This window comes from Oceanicoccus sagamiensis (genome assembly GCF_002117105.1).
GTDB lineage: Bacteria > Pseudomonadota > Gammaproteobacteria > Pseudomonadales > Dasaniaceae > Oceanicoccus > Oceanicoccus sagamiensis.
This window is the reverse complement of record NZ_CP019343.1, coordinates 3,534,309-3,558,482: the sequence shown is the minus strand read 5'-3', so window position 1 is coordinate 3,558,482 and position 24,174 is coordinate 3,534,309. Positions and strand designations below refer to the sequence as shown.

Annotated in this window: 1 protein-coding gene (cut by both window edges); it reads right to left on the bottom strand. The window is 48.7% G+C overall.

Every position in this 24,174-nt window falls within one protein-coding gene, locus tag BST96_RS16140, for an LEPR-XLL domain-containing protein (RefSeq protein ID WP_169714020.1), read on the bottom strand. The gene is 43,995 nt long; 4,281 of those nucleotides lie to the left of the window and 15,540 to its right, leaving coding positions 15,541-39,714 in view (codon 5,181, complete, through codon 13,238, complete); the first complete codon in reading order (the gene reads right to left) occupies positions 24,172-24,174. Both codon boundaries (start and stop) fall beyond the window edges.

The window sequence follows — 24,174 nt, the reverse complement described above, 5'->3', positions numbered from 1 at the left end:
ATTACCCTGACCGGCAATCACGGTGTTAGTGCCGCCCAGTATTGCGATGGTATCAGCCGCACCTTGAGCCAGTGCGGTGCTGCGGATAGCGGTAATGACACCGTCTTCTGCATAGATGATTGCACCGTTATCACCGATCACGCGATCATTGCCCAAACCTGCGGTGACGGTATCTTCACCCAAACCTGCGATCACAGTGTTATCCCCTTCACTAACTGCAAGGCCATCGTTATCGCCCAGATCCGTTTCGGTGCTGGTAGCTGCAATCAGAATATTGTTCAGGTAAATCAGTTCGCCGTTATCACCCAGCACCGTATCACTGTCCACACCGGTGGTCACCGTATCCTGACCCAGACCGGCCAGTACGCGATTAAGGCCATCGCTGCTATCGATGGTGTCGTTGCCGGCAGTGCTGTTATCGCTATCCGTAGTGGCCAAGCGATTGGCGATGCCATCGGTATAGGTGATCTCACCGTTGTCACCGATAATGTCATCGTTGCCAGTACCGGTGGTTACTGTGTCATTGCCCTGACCCGCAATCACGGTGTTAGTGCCACCCAGTATTGCGATGGTATCAGCCGCACCTTGAGCCAGTGCGGTGCTGCGGATAGCGGTAATGACACCATCCTCTGCATAGATGATTGCACCGTTATCACCGATCACGCGATCATTGCCCAAACCTGCGGTGACGGTATCTTCACCCAGGCCAGCGATTACGGTGTTATCCCCTTCGCTAACGGTCAGCGTATCGTTATCGCCCAGATCCGTTTCGGTGCTGGTGGCTGCGATCAGAATATTGTTTAAGTAAATCAGTTCGCCGTTATCACCCAGCACCGTATCGCTGTCCACACCGGTGGTCACCGTATCCTGACCCAGACCGGCCAGTACGCGATTAAGGCCATCGCTGCTATCGATGGTGTCGTTACCGGCTGTGCTGTTAGCAGTATCGGTGGTAGCCAAGCGGTTGGCGATACCAGCGGTATAGGTGATCTCACCGTTGTCACCGATAATGTCATCGTTGCCAGTACCGGTAGTGACGGTGTCATTGCCCTGCCCGGCGATCACGGTGTTATTGCCGCCGATAAGGGTAATCTCATCATCACCACCCTGATCCAGTGCCGTGCTGCGAATAGCGGTAATCACGCCGGCGTTATCAAAGCTGATTTCACCATTATCACCGATCACACGGTCGTTACCGGCACCGGCAGTAACAGTATCCATACCCTGACCTGCAATCACCGTATTATTGCCTTCGCCAGCATTAATCAGATCATCACCGCCGAGGCTGGTATCAATACTCGCTACGCTGACCAGAATGCCATTGTTATAGCTGGCCTCACCGTTATCACCCAGGATCAGGTCATCACCTGCTGCGCTGTTAACGGTATCGTTACCCTGACCGGCCAGTACGATATTATTGCCATCGGCCTGGCCGACAGTAATCACATCATCACCGCCAGCACTGTTATTGGCTCTGGCCAGTGTTAGCAAACCAGCGTCGTAGTAAAGCTCACCCAGGTCGCCGAGCACCACATTATTGCCGCTGGCATCTTCAATCAGATCATTACCCAGGCCACCAATAATACGGTCATTGCCCAAACCACCATCAATGGTATCGACGGCTACAACGGTGGTATCGCTATTAATAATTAAACCCAGCTGATCTAGCTCGCTGGCAAGGATGTCATTGCCGGAATCGTCCTCAACACTACCCTGATCACCAAAGATAATGTCATTGCCCGCATCACCGAATAAGGTATCTTCACCTTCATTACCGCGAATAATGTCATCACCGATACCGCCAAGGATCAGGTCATTGCCTTCATTACCATCCAGAGTATCGTGACCTTCGTTACCGAACACTCTGTCATTACCGGCACCGGCGTAAATGCGATCATTATCCGTATTACCGTAAAGCACATCGTCACCGGAGCCACCGAAGATAATGTCATCACCGTCCTGACCGAAGACACGGATGGCCATATTGGCGGTGGATGCGTTGATCGTATCGGCGCCGGTCTGGCCAAAGATATTCAAACGACGACCTTCAATGATTTCAAGTGCATCAATACCAGCACGGCCTGCTAATACCTCGTGAGCAGGAACGGCAAGGTTGTCGTCAGCCGTAACGATAATGGTGTCATTACCTTCATTGGCATAGAGCGTTGTCACTGCCATATCTTCAAGGTAGAGACTATTGATCGTAATTATGTCACTGCCCTGGCCTAACCAAATCACCAGGTCATTATTAAAGTTACCACCGTTGCTTGCGGTATAAGTGATATCGCCATTGGCCAGACCTGAAATCAAGCCGTTAGAGAATGTTGCGTTATCGGCAACGGTGCTATCGAAGTCGCTGATATAGAGTTTGTTAATATCGGCGCCGGCATCGATATTCAGCAGGCCATTAATACCGTCAAGTGTTCCGTGAGCTGTTTCACCATTGACAAAGTCGTTGGCGGCGTCAGAGCTGATATAAATTTCATCTTCGCCCGCTGCCGTATTGATATTGGTAACCGTACCGTTGTTGGTCGCATGCACATTAACAATATCGTTACCGCTACCCAGGTTAATCGTTAGTTCATCAACACCGTAGTAGTTAATACCGTAAGCGCGGTCGGCCAGCACGGCATCGCCACTAATATCACTGGCATCAATTCGGTAATCCGCATATTCACCCTGCAAGGTAAAGATAAACACATTGCCCACTTTGACTAAGCCAAAGTTATTGGTTTCAGGGAACTGGCTGCGACGCTCATCACTGTTGTTAGGATTAAACAGCAGATTGAGCTGGTCATACCAATCATTACCCGCTGCAGCGACACTGTTAGCATCAAAGTTAACGCTACCCATAACGGTGCTGCCATCGGCGGAGTAAATCGTCAGCGTAATTGTACCCGTCCCTACGGTAATGGTTTGCATGGGGTTCAATGCTGTTTCTGTAGCACCCTGAGCCCTGTATTCAATAGCAGCCTGGGCTGAGAAGGCGGTGCTATCAATCAGGGTTAAAGACTTATGGGTAGCGGCCAACTTAGAGAAGTCAGTAATGGGGCCGCTATAAGTGACCGTATAGGTTTTGTCAGTTGCAGTTAAGGCACTATCAACAACAGCAGTCAGGTCGGTAGCATCATTATCAAACAATAAGGCGGCTATGGCTTCTTCAATGGCTGTTGTGGTCGCATTCCAGGCCAAGGCTACCTGATCAACAGTGACGCCATTATCGTCTCTTAATACCAGCAAGTACTCACCAGTAGCGATACTCGTCAGGCTAAGTGCAAACTGGTTGGGCACCGAAGAATCAACAGCGAAGCTACCAACAGAACTAACACTGATATCAGGTACAACAAACAAGCTGCCATCGTTTAAGTACAGAGGATCGATGGTAATCACATAGCGGCGCGAATTATCCAGCGGGCTCACCTCTACCTGGGCAGTTACCACCAAGCCTGTCTGGTTAATCAGGTCACTGATAATCGTCGCAATCTCACTGGCACTGGTATTCCAGGCAATGGGCGCTATATGGTCAACACCATCGACAGTAATAATATAATCGCCACCGTTTTCGCTGCTTACTAAAGTAAACTCGTTAGCAAAGGCCAGTGCATTCTGCGCTGGAATAATGGCAGCAATATCTACAATATTGACGCCGGCAGACTCACCAATAAAGGTGATTTGATATTCTTTAACCTGATCATCAGCAGTGCCAACTAGCAGGCTAACCAGAATCTCATTCAAAGCCACACCGGTTAGCTGGCTAACGGCATCGGCTACCATCGCTGCTGTGGCATTCCATGGCAGGATAATACCCGTGTTGCCGCCATCAATACTTAATAGGAAATTACCGACTTGCGCTTGAACCTCTAATACAAACTGCTCCTGAACACTGGGCATATCCAAACCGGTGACGGTGCTATCGGTCACTAACAACTCATTATCGTTAGTATCACCGCTATCATTAAGGATAACGCTGTTATTGCCATTGTCGTCACCGATAACCGTTAGCAGCGAAAGAATCTGATCAACCAGACCGTCATCACTGCCTATTGTCAGTACATTGTTGCTAACGGCTACTGCATCGCTCTGCTGGTAAATGGTGGTATGGCCAGATATCGTTTTCACTTGAATATCGCTATCACCGGCACCGGTATAGACCGCTGTAGTACCGGTATGTGTAGACTCAATAATCAGCTTATCAGCACCACTACCCAGGAACAGGTTGAGGGCTTCAAGGTTGTTGTAACGAATACCGCCAGGAATGCTAATACCCGCCAGTACAATATCGTCACCCATACCAAAGCCGGTTAAGGTGCTATCGGTTAGCACACCCAGTTCATCCGCAGGGCTACCGCTATTGTTTACATTCAGTGTATCGACCTGGTCTGCTTCAATCACCAACTCGTTTCTGTTGATGGGGCTGAAGTAGTAATCGGCGCTGCCGTCATAATCGGCTGACCAGTTATCACTGAGAATGACACGGTTGCCAACCACTGCCAGAATTTCAAATTGATCAACAATCTGGCGAGTCGTGATATTAACCAGACCTAACTCATAAGGTGAGGTGTTAATTCTTGGGTCAAAACCTTCAAAGTCCTGATCCGCTTCAATATCGAAGTAATCGATATTTTCATCGACAAAGGTGGCAAAGACCATCAGGTCTGGATTCTCTGCCAGATAGGCCGCGAGGATGGAGTAATCATCGGCGCTGACGGTAGCAAGGAAGGCCTCCAGTTCAGCGCGCGTAATCATTTCGCCGATCGGATTAGCTGATAATAAGTTGTCTTGATCACCGGCAACACTCGCCGCAGCTCTGGTACCGTTTAGAATTGGGCTATTGGTTTCACCCGGTAATAACACAGGGTTATTCAGATTGTTGTAGCTGGCGCTGGCAGCACCACCATCAATGCTGATTGGGCCGCGGATCTGGTTAATACGTTGCTCAGCGGGGGCAAACACCTGCAAGTCACCGCCGTCGATAATCGTATCGTCCAGCGCAACAACTGTAACCACACCATTGCCATCAATAACCGAAGCAGTCTGGATTTGGTCATAAGCACCACCGGTGGTAAAGGCTTCATCAACATTAAAGCTCGGCGTGGACAAGTCTTCTACAGTAATCAGGCTGCTTGACTGCTGTGTGAGTGCCACGGTATAGCTATCACCCAGATTATCCAGATAGATCTGGTAATCGGCATTACCAGCATAGGCGACACCAGTGTCATCAAAGATTTCATAACGGCTTTGGGCATCAACCAGATCCCAGCGGGCATCAAAGCTATTGATAGTAAATTGATTCAGTTTCTCACCGTTAGGACCATAAGCGATAAAGCTGTCGATCACACCTTCTGCATCAAGGCCATTACCTGAGACGATACGAATACGCTTACCCACCAGCGTCTGGTTATCAGGATTCACTTCATGATGCTGCAAAGACACATTCAGGTTGTAGGAAGTGCCTGCAGACACGCCACCCCAGAAGTAATTAAAGTCATCAACAAACAGAGCACCGTTGATATTTAATTCGCGACTCAGATATTCAATATCACCCACCTCAACCACATAGACACCTTCCGTGCTAAAGACATGCTGGATATAAGGATCAGTATTAGTCGCTACGGCCACAGGGTTAAGCACCATGCCGCTAATAACTTCAGTCTGAACCTGCTGAATATACTGAACAAAAGAAGCGCGAACAGCAGCCGGCAGATCCGCTAATAGATCGGCCAATTCAACGGTCAACTCCGCAATGCTGCCAGCGCGATCGGCCAAACTGATTTGCTCATAAACAATCAGGTAAGGGGTATTGGTTACATAATAAGACTCGGTAAAGAACAGGTTATTAAAGTTAAATAATAACTGACGAGTCTCTCTCACATTATCAAGATCAAATAAGGCGCCCACACCGTTGATATTGGTAGAGATATCAACGGTGGTGTCATTCAAACCTGAGATTTGTAAGGTTCTATTATCGCTGCCAATTAATGCCACGGTATAACCTGCTGACTCCAACTGCGACTTCAAGGCATTCAATACCAAATCAATCGTTGGGTTGTTGGCATTAAGATCCAGGCTCACGGTATAGCTGGTAATTTCTACACCATCGATTTTGACCGTCCAAACCTGATTATTGGTAGCAATAATAGTCTGGAAGTCTTTCTCATAGCGAGTAAATAGCTCATCGACAAACTCGTCAATATCACTGCTGGTAACTGAGCTGGCCACATAGATATCCACGGTGTCAGCAGCAAAGGCAGAATCATCGCTAGCCGTAATTCGCAGCGTGTTATTGCTATCGACTAATTCAAAATCAAAACCGGCAAAGGCAAGTTCAAGGTCTGCCAACAGCGCCGCATAATTAACACCCGCTGGTGAGCCGGTTTCAGTCAGCGTTACGGTAGCGCTGCTGCCAGCAAGCTCAACCACCCACTCTACATTATTGGCAAAGCCATCGAATAAATCCGACAAGTCCACGTCCACAATATAGAGATCATCGTTGGCAGCAGTCACTTGATAGCTGATTTGACCATTGGCTACTGATGCATTAACAGCAGCGGCAAAGGTCAGTGTTTCGGCAACGCTATTAAGGTCATTACCCTGGTCATAAACATAGACCGCAGTACCGTCAGCGGACTGTACCGTATCATTACCTTCAGCAATCAGGTAGGTATCAATAATATCAATCAGGCCAACAGCAGTGGCAGCACTGCTCACCTCGCCATCTTCAACCAACTGGAAAGCACCGATATCAATCGTGCCCATCACCACTTTCTGTGCCACAAAGATGGCGCTGCTATCAAAGCTGTAGCTGGCCGATGTCAGGCTAATAGCAATATTGCTGCTATGGCTTAACTCAAAGCTATTACCATTTCTGGTCAGGCTATAGTCACCATCGCTACCCCAATTCGTTGAAACACCGTTGGCCGCATCAAAAACCAATGTGGTGGTGTCGGCCAATACAATGGTTAGCACATCATCGCGGGACTGATTGATATCCGTCATAGCAATCAGCGCAGCACCAAAGATATTCAGATTGCTAATGCCTGCAGTGGAGCTGCTAAAGGCACTTAAAGGCTGGAAGCTGGCATCGGTGAACACAATCGCAGTCAGGTCAGAAGTGGTATCGGAAATAACACCCGCAGCACTTAAGGCATAGTCACCGGAATTATCCCAGCCAGCACCATTGCGAACAAAGATTAACTCGGCCGGTATAGTATCGGCCGTAATATTAACGACTAGCTGGTCACCATCGGTATAACCAGCTCCATCCAGTGCCGCTAGATCCAGTGTCGGTAATAGTGGCGCACTGGTTGAAGCCAGAGCTTCATTATCACCAGCCGCATCATAGACGGCGTTGGCCAAGGTAATTTCAGTACCGGCAACCGTCGCAGTTATTTCAAACTGGCCGCTCACTTCAACCAGGCTAAAGCCTGCTGGTGAACTGGCAGACCAGGCGCCGCTATTGTAAGTAAAGGTATGCGCTACCGTATTAATATCAACTGTTAGTGTTTTGCCATCAGCCAAAGCCGCGACAGGTTTGTCAATAATGGCCGTACCATAGCTGGTGCTGGTGGTGGTAGTCACAGCAGTAAAGCTGTCAACATCCACAAAATCGTAGCCGGTAATATCCAGATCGCTATGGCCCAAGGTAGTACTCAGGTTGCCATTATTATCCAGCGCATAATCACCCAGGTTATAACCGCTACCCGTCGCCAGATCCCAAGCACTGCCATCGGAAACAAAGTTCACCACAATCGGAGTATCACCAGCGCCCGCCAGGCGATTGGCTATCACGGTAATCGCCAGCGTATTGCCATTGCCATGAGCAGGCAATGAAGTGATTTGCGCAGTACCACCGGTAATCGCTGCATCTGTCAGGCCGCTAGCCAACTGCTGCAAAGTAGCGCCACTGGTTTCGATAATCAGGTAGTCGCCATCAATCACATAATCAACACCGGTATAGGCAGCATCAAAGGACTCAGCAAAATCATTCAGGCTGCCGGTATCGGCAACCGTAAAGGTGGTATCGGTAGTGCCGTCGTTAAATAACCAGACGGTGCCCACGGTGGCATTGCCGGGTATTTCAATCACTTCAACCGCACTGTTGCTGGTAACCGGGGCTGTCACACCGCTGTAGCTGATAGCCACTGAGTAGCTGAAACCTTCACCAGTGGGTACGGTAATCGTGAAACCATCGCTACCCACAACAGTTGCGTGGCCGGCGGCATCCAGCAGAGTTTCCAGTGCTAATAAAATAGCGGCGCGGGTAAATACGCTATTGTCAGTGGTTATCGTTTCATTAAAGACGGTACTGCTATCGCCATCAGTAATGGTCAAGGTCCAGTCTTCACCGTAGTAGTTAACCTCGGCGCTACCAAAGTCAATTATCAAAGTCTGGTCAGCGCCGATGGCTTCTGGTGTACCAATTAGTGTAGCCGCAGGTGTATTCTCACTATTCTGGCTATCGCGAGTATGGACAACCCAGATAGAAATCGCCTCAGCACTGCCAGAGTATTCCAGTACCGCACCATTGCGATCCAAACCGGAAATTTCACCGTCAAATAACGCCGCCAAGTTATCTGAACCATTTTCAATCTCTTTGGAAACCGTGGTATTACCAATTTGGATAAACCAGGTATCACCCACTTCAACCGTACTATTAAAGCTGATAGTCGCATCGGTAAATGTGACATCACTGTTGCCATCATGGTTATTAATAATAATGGTATTCGCTATCACCGGACTCTCAGGCTGAGTCAGGGTAATTTGCGGACCACTGATAAAGTAGAACGCCACATTGTCACTACCAGCCAGTGTCACTTCATCGCCAGTATTATTAACCGTGGCAACAATCGCACCACCATTATTCACATTATTGTTAACGGCATTAGCCAGGTTTTGTGCCAGTGAAAGATTGGCATCAACCAGGTAGTTGCTAATGGTTAAGGTGGTATGCGCCGACTGCCCTGGCTTATTCACCAAAATAGTACCGCTTAAGGTTTGCCCTTCAATCGCTACACCTTCTAACTGGAAAGTATTAGCCGACAGCCATGGCTCGTTACTCAGTAGCGAGTCATTACTAAACACGGTGCCACCGGCGCTGATCATGGCGCTATCAATATCAAAGTTGTAACGGTCAATGGTGCCGTTACCGCCACCGCGAATCGTGGTGTATGGGGTGGACGAATCGATACCCAGATAACCGGCGATATCACTGGCAACCTCATCACCAATTTTCGCATTGGCAAAAGTAAACCAATTATCAGCTTCGCTGCTGCCAGGGGAAGTATCGATATTGCTACCAAGGCCTGAGTTATTACCGCTCTCATCTTCCAGCACACTTTCAGGGGTAAAGGCCCAGGCTGAATTGGCATGCTCTTCTACCGACACCTGCAATTCATAGCTGGCGCCATCAGGCAAGCCAAACTTAAAGCCTTCAGAGCGGCTGATATACCAGTTATAACGGTTGGTCACTTCAACCACATAGGTACCGGCAGTAGTAATATTGACCGAGAGGAAATCATCGCTGTAGTAACTTTCACTACCGCTGCTGTCGAATTGACCATTAATCCGTGCGGCGCGGTCAGTAAAGTAGTTTTGCGCGCCAACTTGCTGATCACCGGTATCGCGGTACAGATTAATTTCACTGCGCCACCAAATATCATCACCGCGCTGGTAGCCATAATCGATATCCAGATGAATGGTTAGCGAGGCGCCGGCATCGTCAATCATATCCTGAGTAACAACAAAGCTGTAGAAATCCGCAGAGCCTTCTAACTCACCAGTGACACTGATATGCGGGATGGTGCTGGAATCTTTAATATCCGCATTAGGTTCAACACCCCATTCAGAGGCATCCAGATTTTGTGCGGTAGCAAAGGTATTGTTCTTACGGTTTTCACCAATTTCAGGCAGACCGAAGGTACCTTTAACCACCCATGCACCACTGCTACCGGTGTTATCACCTAATAACTGACCTTCAACATAGATGACTTCCTGGGCTCTTTCAGTAACGATGGTGCCGCCGTTGGTTTCAAGGAAAATCATATCCTGAACTTCGTTATCACCAATCAGTACTTCTACATTATCGACAGCCACATTATTAAAGTCGGCATCACTGCTAGTAACGCTATGTTCAATACGACTAAAGTGAATACCTTCTACCAGATCATCATCCACAGCGCTCACTGTAATAGTGACCGGGTCTGACCAATTACTACCATCGAAGGTAACGAAATCAACACTGGTGCCCAACTGGGTAATATTAATGGTCTGGCCATCCAGCGGGTTAACAATCTGCTGAATATAGGCATTGAGGTTAACCGTTACTGGCGCATCCGGACGCTGTGACAACAGCAACTGATAAGTATCAAAACCAGCCGCGTAGTTAAGCTGCCCTACTGATGTATCCAGCTCACCGGCAATTAATTGTTCCTGTACAGGAATCACCACCACCGATGCGGTTTGGGCATCAACCACATTAACCACAAAGCTATTCACTTCTACATTGTCATACTCATCACCATCAACCGCACCATCTTCTACAATGCTGTGCTGGATTTCATAGGACAGTATACCTTCAACGCCGTCATTAAAGGCATCGCCATCATAAGGTGCTGTCACCGTAATAATCTGTTGTTTAAACCAGTTGGTGTTATCAAACAATAGGGTCACACCATCGTCACTGCCATTGAGCAACAGACCTTGCGGCAATATTAGGTTGTTATCCGAGCGCGCATCCTGTGCATCATCAGCACCGGCAGGAATGGCAGAGAATGACACCACACCTTTGGGCGGACGGGTTAATACCACGGCATATTGCACTTCTGCCAATGCGCCAAATTCTGTGGCTGCAGAGCCAGCAACGTCGGTAGGATCTTCAAACAAGGTGGTACCCGCACTGATTTGTACAATGCGCACACCGGCTTCATCTTCATCAAGGACTTTCGCACTTAGGGTTCTAACCACATCCTCAGCGGTATGCTGAATCAGCGTGTTATGCCCTTCCAGATCATCGGCCACTACCGAGGTTTCATCGCCGGATGGGCCATCACCAATATTAAAGATATCGGAGCCCAGGCCACCGATCAGTTGCAGCTCGGTACCGGCAGGTGTACTGAAGATAAAGAACTCATCATTACCCTCTAAACCATCGACCACTAGCTGCTCAATACTTTCATAGCTGGTATAGCGGCCAGCACCAAAGACGCCTTCATCAGTCACTACAAAGTCATCGGCAAATTCAGTACCGATAATCGTTAATGAATCCAGACCGTCACCGCCGGCAATGCGCACCGGTGAATTTACCGCGTAAGAAATATAGTCGGCACCATCACCACCATTGATATTGGTAATTGGTGCATTAGGGTCATCCGGATCAACCAGTACGAATGAACGTACCAGGAAGTTATCGTTATCAGCGCCACCTTGGAGATTGAGTGTGGCCTGGTTGCTGTAGACCGTAAAGCTATCGTTACCGGCACCACCTACCAGTGTGGTTGCCGCACTAATACCGTTAGATAAATAGCCCTGTGTAGTCAGGTAAGTTAGATAGGTATCACCACTGACCAGACCGGAGAGTTCATCCCGTGGCGACTGGAATACCTGGCCTACCTGGAAGGTATCATCACCAGCACCTGCATCCACCGTAATCAATGTTTGAGTATCATCAAATACAAAGCTGTCGTTGCCGCCATAGGTTGATAGTGACAAGGCGGTAAAGCCTTGATAATCAATCCGCTGCTGCACATCGTAGCGGTATAACAGGCCCGTGCGGAATAAGAACGAGTCATCCACAGCCTGTTCGTCTTCGGTGCTAATTACCAGAGAGTTACCCGCTGAGTTTTCATCGGTAGCCAGGGTATCGTTAATTTCGATATCGCCAGTGGCAGTGCCGTAAATCTTGAACTGATAATTATCGGCATTAAAACCACCGTCAAAATAGGCGCCTTCAATATTGCCGGTCAGGGTTGTCAAAATAGTATCCTGACCATCGGCGGTTAATACACGCAAGGCAGGAACAGCAGAGTCCAGCGCAACAATATTACCGGCAAGGTCCAGCTTAAGCAGATCAGCTCCGGCCCCGGTAGCAAGGGTCATGGTTTCAATCAGCGAGTCGTCGGTTATAACAAGATCAACATCTGAGGCATCCTGCGCGCCCAGGTCAACAATAATAGCTGCGGTCACACTATCCGCAGAAGAGACCGTGGCATCAACCAACATATTCAAGTCAGCAATACCGTCATCAGCATCCAGCCTGAAGTTATTCATCCGGCCCAGTAAAGTTACATCGACTCTGGCCGCACGATCATCAACATCAATACTTGAGGTATTGCTAATGCCGGTAATGATGTAATCAATAATATCGAGACCGCTACCGGAGTTAATACTGAAATCACCGCTCCAGTTATTCACCGCAACATCCAGCACATCAGCACCGGCTCCGGCAAGCACCGTCACATTACCGGTACCGTTATCGGCCAGTACATCAATAATATCAGCACCGGCGCCAGTGTCGGCCACTAACTCATTAATTAAGCCCTGAGTATTGATGGTCAGATTATCAATATTAGAACCGGTTTGAGCGGTCACATTTTCAAAGCGGCTAAAGCTAATATCACCCGCCATACCAAAGCCGGTAAATTGTGTGTCCGTTAGCAATCCGCTTTGCTGTGCAGTGGCACCGCTGTTATCAATAATCAGCGCATCCTGATTGTTGTCGGCACCATCAATGGTCAGCGTGCCAATAATACCCGCCAGTGTTTGACTATCACTGCCAACAATCACGGTATCTTTGCCGCTGCCGCTATCGATATCGGTGGTACCGGCATGAATACTGATAACCGACAACAGGTCATTGCCAGAGCCCAAAGTAATATTGATATCTTCAGAGCTAAAGTAGTTAATCTCACCACCCAACATATTCAAGCCGCTGAGTTTATTGGCCGTTAATCGCCCTGCCGCCGCATCACTGGTTAATGTTGCGCTGGCTACCGCACCGCTATTATCCGCATTAATTGTATCGCTGCCGCTGTTACCGAAGAAATTCAGCGTCGCATTAATCGCTTGCAGGCGGTTGGCATCATTACTGACAGTCAGCGTATCGTTGCTGTTGCCGCCATAGATATTGGTGGTACCGGCAATACTCTTAACAATAAAGTTATCCGCAGAGTTATAGCCAAAGATATTAGTTACATTGCTGTGGGTGGACTCAACGGTAAAGTTATCGGCCTGTGTACCTAATTCGATATTAAGTGTTTCAATCCCTTCATAGCTGGTAGTAAAGCCAACGCCCAAGCCTAGAATCTGATCACTGGTCAAGGTGCCGTTAGTAGAAATCACACCGGCGCTATTAATCAGGTTTAAGGTGTCATTGCCAGCGGCCGCTGTGGCCAGTGTAATTTCTGAAGAGGTCAGCACCTTACCATCGGTAATCACACGATTAACCGGAATCAACCAGGGCGCAATACTTCTGAGGATTTCCTGTTTGATTAAATTGTCAAAGAAGTCCATCAAGCCAAAGGCATTATTGAAAATAGTAAATGGGTTGGCATCCAACAGTGTTACCAGCGAGGCATTGCTGTAATCCAGTAGCTGAATCGGGAATTGGTCCCAGGCGCCAGACGCATCGGGGTTCCACTCTACTCGATTGCCATCAGTATCACGCCAAATGGGCGAGCCGTTTTCAACCAGCTGCACTTCATCTTCTTGCAGTTGACCGGTCACTGCATCCAGGTCCACAGGGCGTACCCATAGTTCACTATTACCCGGCCCTGCGCGGAACACTAAGGGGGCCAGATCCTGACGAGCATAAAAGGTGGTATTGCCACCGGCATCGGTAAAGCTATAGGTGGTATAGCCTGCGCCAAACGGTGCACTATTAATAAACACCATCAGGCCAGCATTAAGTACCGCATCATGCAATGACTCAACCGGGTCAGAATCAGGGATGGGGATCGACGGATCGTATAAAGTGTTGGTCACCGTTTCTACATAGTAGGTATCACCTTCTACGGTTAGATTGCCGGTAATATTTTCCAGTGATAATTCATCGCTGACGTTAATGGTATCGTCACCGGCACCGGCCATAACCCGAACATCACCACCGATATTGATGATATTAATTTCATCGTTACCACCGGCCGTTGATAACTCCACAGAGACCGGGCCAGAATTTGTCAGAGTGAAGCGATCAGCGCTATCACCTAACAAGATGATCATGGACTCAAGGTTGCCATACTCAACACCTTCAAACAGCGTGCCATCCAGTGCAGTACCGGTACCCAGGCCCAAACCGTTTAAGCTATAGAAGGTACGGGTATCAGATGCTTCCTGGAACTCGGCAAGATCAAAGATAGCCGCTTCATATAAGTCAATCTCATTGGTGGCCAGCAAGCCTACCAGAGCCACATGGAAGCTCTGCTCATCCTGGTAGGTTTGACCAATCAGGCTAGTGAGTTTTGCGGCCGCCGTGGCATTGACCGAACTGCTGATAACATTTTGTATGGCAGACGTGATGCGATAGCGATCAACATCAACGCTGGTTTGTGTATAAAGCGTTTCAAAGACGCCAACAATGCCGGTTTCCAGCACCGGGTTACCGCTGGCATCAACCACCAGTTCAGCCACTTCTGACAGAATCACCGCAACATACTGATTGTATTCAGTGGTGGTTAATTCACCGGCCAATGCATTGGTAAAATCGGCCTCACTATCAAAGAACTGACCCAATAGTGCATCCAGTTTATTCACTACCGATTGTGGTAATGGCAGGCCGGCATGGTTCAGCAGATTAGTTTGCGCCTCTGCGGTCACTTCAAAGCGATACACTTCCACCAGACCGGTTTCAGTTTTTTCCGTAAAGCCAGCATTTAGTGCTGCAGCCAGCGAGTAAATACGTTCGTTAACGGTGGCGCCATTGCTGTAGAAGGAGCGCACTTCGCTACCACTGCTAAAGGCAGGGTCTAGGGATACATAGATTTCATTACCGCCATTACGGTAAATCTGGAATTCTTCACCGGCCAGGTTTGGCAAGGTAGTTTGTAGTAATTCACCGACTAGCGCTGAGCTTGCGCCTTCGGCATGAACTACCAACTCATCACCTGCTGATTCAAAGGCAAGGCCACCATCGATAGTGATACGCCCCTTAATATCATCCAGGGTAAAGACCGCATCTTGCTTAAAGGCAAACGGCGGTGGATCAACCAATACCCGATCAGGAACAACGGTTCTTAGCGGTGGCAATACCTGCTTATCGTATTCCATCGCAATCGAGTTCAGGTTGACCTTAAAGGTGCTCTCGCGGCCCCACAATAGGAAGCGATAGCGATTCTCTACAACCACTGAACCACTGCCGACTATCTGCTGGGCAATGCTCAGTGCGGTTTCACCATTTGCCAAACGCAGCCCCGGCAAGTTAGCAGACAGCAAACTCATCCGGAAATTGATATACGAGGCAACCGCATCAATTAAATCATCGGTATTATGGGTATCGAAGTACCACCAGCTATTAAACCTAAAGTTCACTTTACCAAAGTTGGCAATATAGTCAGTTACCTGAGTAACCGGAGGATCCTGCACCTGATAAACCGGTGGCTGATAGCTAAACTCCGGGGGATCAAATACCAGCGGTGGTGGATCGCCACCTAAATTAATTTGGTCATTGCCGCTACCGCCGCGCACTTTGATTTCCAGCTGGTCAGAAGAGCTGAGAATATAAATTTCATCATCGCCGCCAGCACCATTGACTTCAAGTCGCTCAATACCGGTGAAGTAAACAACGCGACCGGCACCGACCACATATTTATCCGTCACAATAAACAGATCGCCGATAGGTGTACCGTTAATCACCACGGTATCCAGACCGGTACCACCACTGATAAAGACTGGCGCATTTTGTAAGTAGGTATAACGGTTGCTACCGGCACCACCAAATAAGGTGGTCAGGTTGGCAATATCCTGAGTCTCTTCATCGGTCAGTACCAGGAAGGTGTTGATAATAAAGGTATCATCCCCCGCTTCACCGGAGAGGTAGAGTTTGGCGGAGTTATGGTTAACTTCAAACTCATCATTGCCAGTACCACCATAAACTACAGTGACATGGGAGTTACCGTTACTCAGGTTATCGGTATCAACAATGGGCACACCCAGTGGGAATTCCAGCGAGATATTTCCGGGGTCATTAATCTGTGGAACCACACCCACAATACCGATATCCAGACCGGTGCCCATACGCAATATTGTCTCTGCGGCGGTATCTTCTACCAGAATGGTATCGTCATCACCCAACAGGTTAACGGTTAGACGATCCAGGTTGCGGAATACCACTTCGGCGCGGTTGGCATTATCTTCAAATACCATTACCGGGTCGCCGGTATTAACGGTGGTTTCTAAATAAATAGGCACTGCACCGGTGGCTGGAGTTACGCCTGCGGTCAGGTCATAAATTAATTTGCCATCAGCATCGGTTCTCTGGATGCGTTCACCACCGCTTAACTGGTAATAAACCGGTACTAAAGAGCTACCGTTATAAACCGTTTTCTGGACCAGACCTGAACCATAGCGGTCGCCAAAGATAACCGTACCTACTTCATCGGCACCCTGTCTTGCACCCAGTAAAGTCACCGCATCGGAATTGTCAGTACCGTAAACATACAGTTCACTCCAACCACCGCTGCCATTGCTTGAGCCTATATCAGTGATAAAGACTTTGGCTGGAATATTGTCTAACAGATTAACAATATAGTATTCGTTTAAGGTATCACCCAGTGGTGCACCATCACCGCCGCCGCCGTTGCCCACATTATCCAGCGTTACTTCACCGGTCCAGGGCGCAACCGTATAGGTGGTACCAGCAACGGTAATGGTGTTATCAAAATCACCGATCACCATAATATTGTTATCACTGGAACCGGTCAAAATGGCGCGGGTAAAGATCGGGGTTACGCCATCGGCTTTGGTCAGCACTTCAATTTCTACTGGCTGGTTGTCGCCATAGGTGGCCGCATACACATCACCGCGATCTTGCAGGGCATCAATATAAGGAACCGGGAACAAAGGATCGAGCACATCTTGCTGCGCTTCTAGCGCCCTATCGCCTTTAAAGAAGGCGCCGCCATCATCGCCCAGAATTTGGCCGTGGATAAAGTAATCATCAAATAGTGACACATCCTGAGTCATGGTTTCTACCAGGGTGTCGATATCTGACGCTGAGGTACTGGTATCGGTAAAGATATCCTGGCCGATACCACCGGTAACCGTATCACTACCGGTGCCGGAGTTTAGACTGTCGGCATAAGGCGTACCGATTAACACGTCGTCATCCGCATCACCATTTAAGGTCATGCGGATCATTTGCAATTCAACACCCGCGGCATTGAGGCTATCATCGCCAGCGGCACCGTGAATAATTAGCTCGTCGTTCTCACTCCATTTGCCGCCCAGGATTGAAGCCGACACAACATAGGCACCATCTCTGGCAAGCTCAACAGTTCTTTGGGTCACGGTATAAGCCGTTGGCGTAGCATCTTCCGGATTTTCCAGAATCTCAAGATCAACCGTTTCGACCAGAGTACTTAGGGTAAACTCATCGGCAGCAGCGCCACCATAAATTTCTACCCGGTCACTGCTGCCATCACCGTTAGAACCATCTCTTCTTGGATCAGCGGAGCGGCCGGTATCAATCATCAGGCGATTAACACCGCTACCATCCAGATCATTAAAGATTAAACTGTCGCTGCCTTCTGCCAGATCAATCTCCAGACCTTCAATCGATGTGGCTGACATTAGGCCCGCTTCGGTGCCAACCCAGTTAATGGTAATAGCGTCAGCACCATTGGCTGATACGGTACCATTATCATCATTATCACCCCGTACAATCACCAGAGTATCGTCACCGGCTTCACCCGCAATGGTGGTATCAATACCATCACCGGATGCCCAGCGGAAGGTATCACCACCGTCACCACCAAACAGGATATCAGCACCGGTACCACCAACGATGGAGTCGGCATCACCGCCGCCATCAATAGTGTCGATACCGCCACGGCCGACCAGGGTGTCAATGCCATCACCACCATTGATAATGTCATTACCGGCACCACCGAGAATATAATCATCATCCGAACTGCCGGTACTGGCTGGGCCACCGGTCAGGGTAAAGCTGGAAGTAACGGCACTGCCGATCTCAATATAATCATCGCCCTCATTACCGTTGATTACACTGCCAGCACCCGCTGATTCAATCAGTATCGAGTCATTACCAGCGCCACCTTCAATCGTGGCTTTAGACAGTACACCCTCTTTCAGGATAATCATGTCATTGCCGGAACCACCGTTGGCAATAATTTCACTGACACCGGTAAAGCGCTGGGTACGACCAAAGGCAGTAACATCAACGGTTTCATTGCCTTCAGTACCACCAACATGCTTGATGATATAGGGCTCATCGGCTTCGCTTTCCTGAAGGTCACGGTACTGAGAGCGGTTATCGCCGGTATCACCCATATTCAAATAGAGCTTGCCGTCGCTATCTACGCGGCTGCCATTTTCAAGCTTGTCGTTACTCGTGCTACCGGCAAGGAATACAGGTGGTGGCAGTTTAAATACACCAATGGAGAAGGTGGCGGATACATCCACACTGAACAGGAAGAAGTCCAGTTCAATTCTACCGGTGATTTTAATCAGGCCGCTAATACCGTCATAGGAGAAGCTAACGCCAACACCCGCTAACTGGAAGCCAAACAGCACTACTTTGGCGGATGCAGAACCGCCGAAGAAGACATCATTGGCACCCAGATAATGGGCTGTAATATCAAAGTCGCCGATAATCCCGAATGAACGGGTACCGATTACCATTTCACCGCCAAGCCCAACAGCAAAGTGGCCAATACTGTTAAACCAACCATCGGCATCCAGACTCACAATACCGAATAAATCAATTTTAGAGTTAAAGCTTACTGCCCATTCCCCATCGTTTACGATGGCATCAGAGCCTGTGGGTTTGGTGGCTCGGCTACCTTCGTCATGGGTAAAGGTGCCGCCGCCCACTTGTACTTTAAAGCCCGACTTAAATTTCAGCACATCCAGGAAGGCTACTTCCCCATCCAAATCCAACAGGAAGGAATTGGCATCATATAACTGGCCATCAATAGTTCGATCAGTATTAAAGGTGCTGAGTCGCAATACACCGCCGGCATCAATGGTAATAATTTCAAAGATGGATGCATCGACATTAACCGCTGCCTGGAAGGCAATACCCTCATCCCTGATCAGGGCATTCAGTGCCAGATCGGTACTTAACAGACCCGCAATATCAATAGAGGCGGTACCGCCAAGATAAAACTCATCGTCAGTCACGCTAATAATCAGCGAGGCTTCGGCGGTAATCATATTGATAAATTCAAGCTGGCCTTCAACCTGAATCAAGAAACCGGTGTCGATCGTAACCAGACGTGGGTCCGGCAAGATAGCGCCATTGGCATCAAAGTCGAGCACTTCAAGATCAACGCTGCTACCGGTGGTGTTGACCTGGAACAGGAAGTTACCGGTAATGCGGATACCCACACTGGCGCCTAAATCACCATCCAGTGTTAATACCAGTCGACCCACAACACCCTGGTCATTGACCAGCAGTGAGCCAGATGCATTCATAGAACCCAGTGGGCCAATATTCAGGCTGGCGGCAATAAGCAGTTTAAAGTCATCATCACTGGCAACAATATCAACGCGACCATTAAGGTCGAACACGCCACCAATACTCAGTACACCCTGTGCCCTAACCAGGAAGCCCACTTCAATATCAACTTCTTCCAGCGCCAGACCGCCGCCATCAACAAAGTTAAATACGGTTAGCGTCTGGGTTGCTGCCGTGGTATTTATTTCAAATAAGACATCACCGGACAGTGAAATATCAGCGGCATCACCAAAGTCCGCTGCCAACTGCAATTGCAAGCGACCGACAATACCGTCTGAGTCAATACGCAGTGCACCGGAGGCACCCATACCACCCAGCGAGCCTAACTGTAGCTGCGCGCCGATTAACAGATCAAAGCGATCTTCGGTAACGATAAGACCGAACTTACCGTCCATAACAAACGCGCCACCCAGAGTCAGCTCAGCACTAAAGGCAATGGCGATATAGAAACCGGGGTCCGTTAATTCGTCATCTGAAATGCTGGGGTCATCAAACAGAGTCGCCAGGCTGGGTGCCGCGGCAGGAACAACGTATTTTAAGTCTTCATTAGCAGCCTTGGCATTTTGCAACTCCAGCTCAGATACCACACCGTCATTATTGGTATCAATGCTATCGCCGCTTTGCGTTTGCAGTCTTAACAAGGCTACCGAGGCCAATGACTCCAGGAATTCATCGGGAATATCGACGCTCTGCTCAATACCGGTGGTATTCATAATTAAACGGGCAGAGATATCGGCACCGCTGGCATTGTCCAGGCTGCTACTCAGGTCATCACCAATTTCCAATGACACTTCAAAGTCAGCGGCTACACCGTCACCATTGATAATCAGCACACCCAGTGCTTGCATATCGAAGAAGTCACCGGCGGGACCAATCGCCAGACCGGCATTGGCAAAGACTTTAACGCCCTGTGCATCCGCTTCAAACAGGAAGGCACCGTTTAGGCGGAAGGCATCAACCAGCTCCAACTCACCTTCCAGTTTGATGCTAACCAGACTGGCGGCAAAATCCAGTACTACAGGGTTACCGCCAGGGCCAGTATTCACATAGAAGCCCGGTACATTAATAAATTCATCTTCATTAACATCCAGCGAGTCCAGATAATCCGTTAAGGTATCAACACCCACTTCCAGGTAGCCATTATCATTAGTGTCATACAGTGCAAAGATTTCATCTTCAGTAACAATACCGTCGTTATTACCTGCGGTATCTGCCGCCACCAGATCGGCATGCAGGCTGTCAGCTACAACATCCAACTGGCCGTTATCATTGGTATCAAGAGCCGCAAATTCACCGACAAAACTTTCTTCAAAATTCACCGCAGCCACACCGGAATCACCCAGGCCGAGGTTAATTTCAATACCCAGTGAACCCGCTGCGGTTAAACCATCGACGCCAACAAAGGCAAAACCGTCTTCAGGAATATCCGCTTTACCGGCCAGATAAATACCCAGGTCATCCAGGTCGGTGGCAGCCATCAGCATCAGGCCAATATCGAGATCAGTAATGGCCAGACCAATAGCGTCGCCATTTAATTCGCCATCATCGACTTCGCCATTCTCATTCACGTCATCCCAGTAAGGGCCGTTGGCGCCGACGAAGGCAGAAAGATCAGCACCGCCGATAGTCATAGTGGTGACATTTTTGGTATCGCCGTTTTCCAGAATAACGTCTTGGGTTGGGCCAAGCTCAAAGGCAACACTACCGCTCAGGGTCAGTACAGAAAGGATATCAAGGTCAAGGCGGCCCTCAGCTTTAATTAACTGAGAATCCATTGTTAAGTAGACAGGGGTATTACCGGTATTGATTTCGTAGCCAAGTGGATCAAATTTTTCGTCGTTATCTGCATCGAAGGCGAGAATGGCCGACTCGTTGGCGTCTTTGTAGTCTTGTGTAAATCTGCCGACTACTTCGTCAACAGAGATTTTTTCATCGGGGACTGGGTTGCCATCAACGGGCGGCGCACCACCCACATCCAACAAGGTCACCAACTCTTCAACGGTGGTCAGATCTTCCGTAGCACCCAGGTCAGAACCAAAGATAGTGGTCAGCTCAGCCAAAGTGATGGTGTCATCGCCATCGGCCAGATAGTCAAACAGGTTCTGGCGCTCGTCCACGGCAAACTTGGCGGTATTGGCAAAATCAATAACCGGGAATAAGGACAGGCCATAAATACTTGGGGTTGAACTATTCACTTCAACCAGCAGCTCTTCGGCATCAACCACAATATCATCTTCAACACCAACCATACTGACACCGGCCGCGGTGGCTTTTAGCGCAAAGTACTTACTGAAGTCGATAATATTGGTGGGCTTCATCATCGCCAAACCAAAGTCAAAGTCATCAATAACAAGACCGATGGCCTCGGTGTTAATTTCATTCTCATCGATCAGGCCATCACCATTGCCGCCATTGGCAACCGCATCCATTGAATAGGTCCAGTAAGGGCCATCCAGACCGACAAAGGCATTCACATTGGAAGCGCCAATAGTCAATGTAGAAACGGTAGTCTCAGTAGCACCCAGTGCAGGTATGCTATTGGCAACCGGTAAGTCATCCAGATCCAGACCCGCCAACTCAGCAATACCGGCCAGGTCATCAATCGGCAGCAAGCCCTCTGCGACTTCAAAGGTTTCAACGGCGCCCTTCTCCAAGGCTACGCTACCCGTAATATAGATAAACTCGGCAACCTGAATAGTAGCGCGACCAATACTGGCGAGGATAAGTTCACTGCCAGTAAAGTCCAGTAGAACTGAGTCAGTGGTAGAACCAGTCTGCACTTCATAACCACCCTCAGCCGCAAAGCTGGTGGCAAAATCGATCACAGCGTTTTGACCCAGAACAGAGGCGCCAGGAACAACCGGACCACCCAGGTTAAGCGCTACATCGATCTTCTGGGCAATAATTGAGAGGAAATCATCGTCAGGGTCATCATTGCCATCACCAATTCGGAACGAGGCCGTTTCGGCATCAATCTTAGCGGCGGTAAAGGTTGGCAGTACTTCGCTGGCTAACGGCTTAAAGATACCCAGCCCCATGGTAAAGTCTTCAATTAACAGGCCAATAGCTTCATTTTGCTCGGCAAATGGCTTGTCAAAATCAAAGCCTCCGGCAGGTGGCAAGCCAACAAAGGCAGTGGCATTACTAATGCCGATGGCTGTGACTTCAACCTGGACATCTTCCAGAACACCAAAGCCTTCACCGATTTGAATTGTGGCCAAACCCTTCAACTTATCAAACACCGGGGCAACGGCAGATTGTACTTGTGCAGAGAGTCTACCCAACTCGACATAAATCCGTTGCACTTGTGGGTCTACTACATTTCTTATGGCCGCATCAATTTGAGCACCGACTTGACCAGCGGCGGAATCCAGCGCACCGGTTACGCTGCTACCAATACGATTAACAATCTTGGTCATGGCATCCCCTAAAGCAGAATCCAGGGTATCGCCAATTAAGGTTTTAATCGGGCTTAGCAAGCCTTCCAATAAACTTTTTATGGTGTCATCACCAACCAGATTAGCCAGATTATCAATCAAGGGATCTATCAGTGAGCTAATCAGTGAAGAAACAATACCGGAAGACTCAGCATCCAGAACACTAGTCATTGTAGAATTCACTGCCGATTTAGCCGCTTCTACACCAGCATTAATATTGTCTTTAATGGTTTGTACAACGGTATCGATCAAATTATCAATGGTGGTCTGCAAGGTCACTAAGGCAGCATCAAGCTGAACTTGTAGTTCTGTTTGCAAGGTATCCAGAGCATCTGACAGATCGGCCAGAGTGGTATTGATCTGGTCAATCGTACTGGCTGGAATTAGGCTGCCCAGTGCGTCCGGGATACCACTATTAATAGTCACTGTTTCACGAGAACCCAGATCGATAGCAACACTACCGTTCACATAGAGGAACTCGGCCACATTTATCAGCACATCATCCGCAGAAGCGAAGATACGGCGAGTGGGTTCATCCAGATAAATAAAGCTTGAGCCTGTGGCAATCTCCATACCATAGTCAATACGGTCATCACCATCCAGGTCAGCACTGGCAGCAAGCCCGCCATTAGCCAGGAAGGCCTGAGCTTCGGTGACGGATAACACGCCATCACCATCAACATCCAAAATAGCTACGATTAGGTCAAGGCCAATAATATCGTCAGCGGCAGCAGCGTCCGAGTAAAGTTCACCAACCGCTGATGAGTAGGCCGTTGCCGAATCTGCAGTTTCACCATTTAGAACCCTTAGCTCACCAACAGTAATACCATCATCTTCAGCATCAAACAGTGAGGTAAACTCAGCAGCAAAATCTGTGAAATTAACCACTGGGGTTGCCGCAGTAACGCCGGTACCTGTTGCCAGGTTAAGTTCAACAACAGCCGTTGAAGCCTCTAACTGGAACGCATCAACGCCAACAAAACCTAATTCACTGGACGTTGCCTTAAGACCAATATACTTAATACCATTAGGAGTCACGGGGCTAATAAT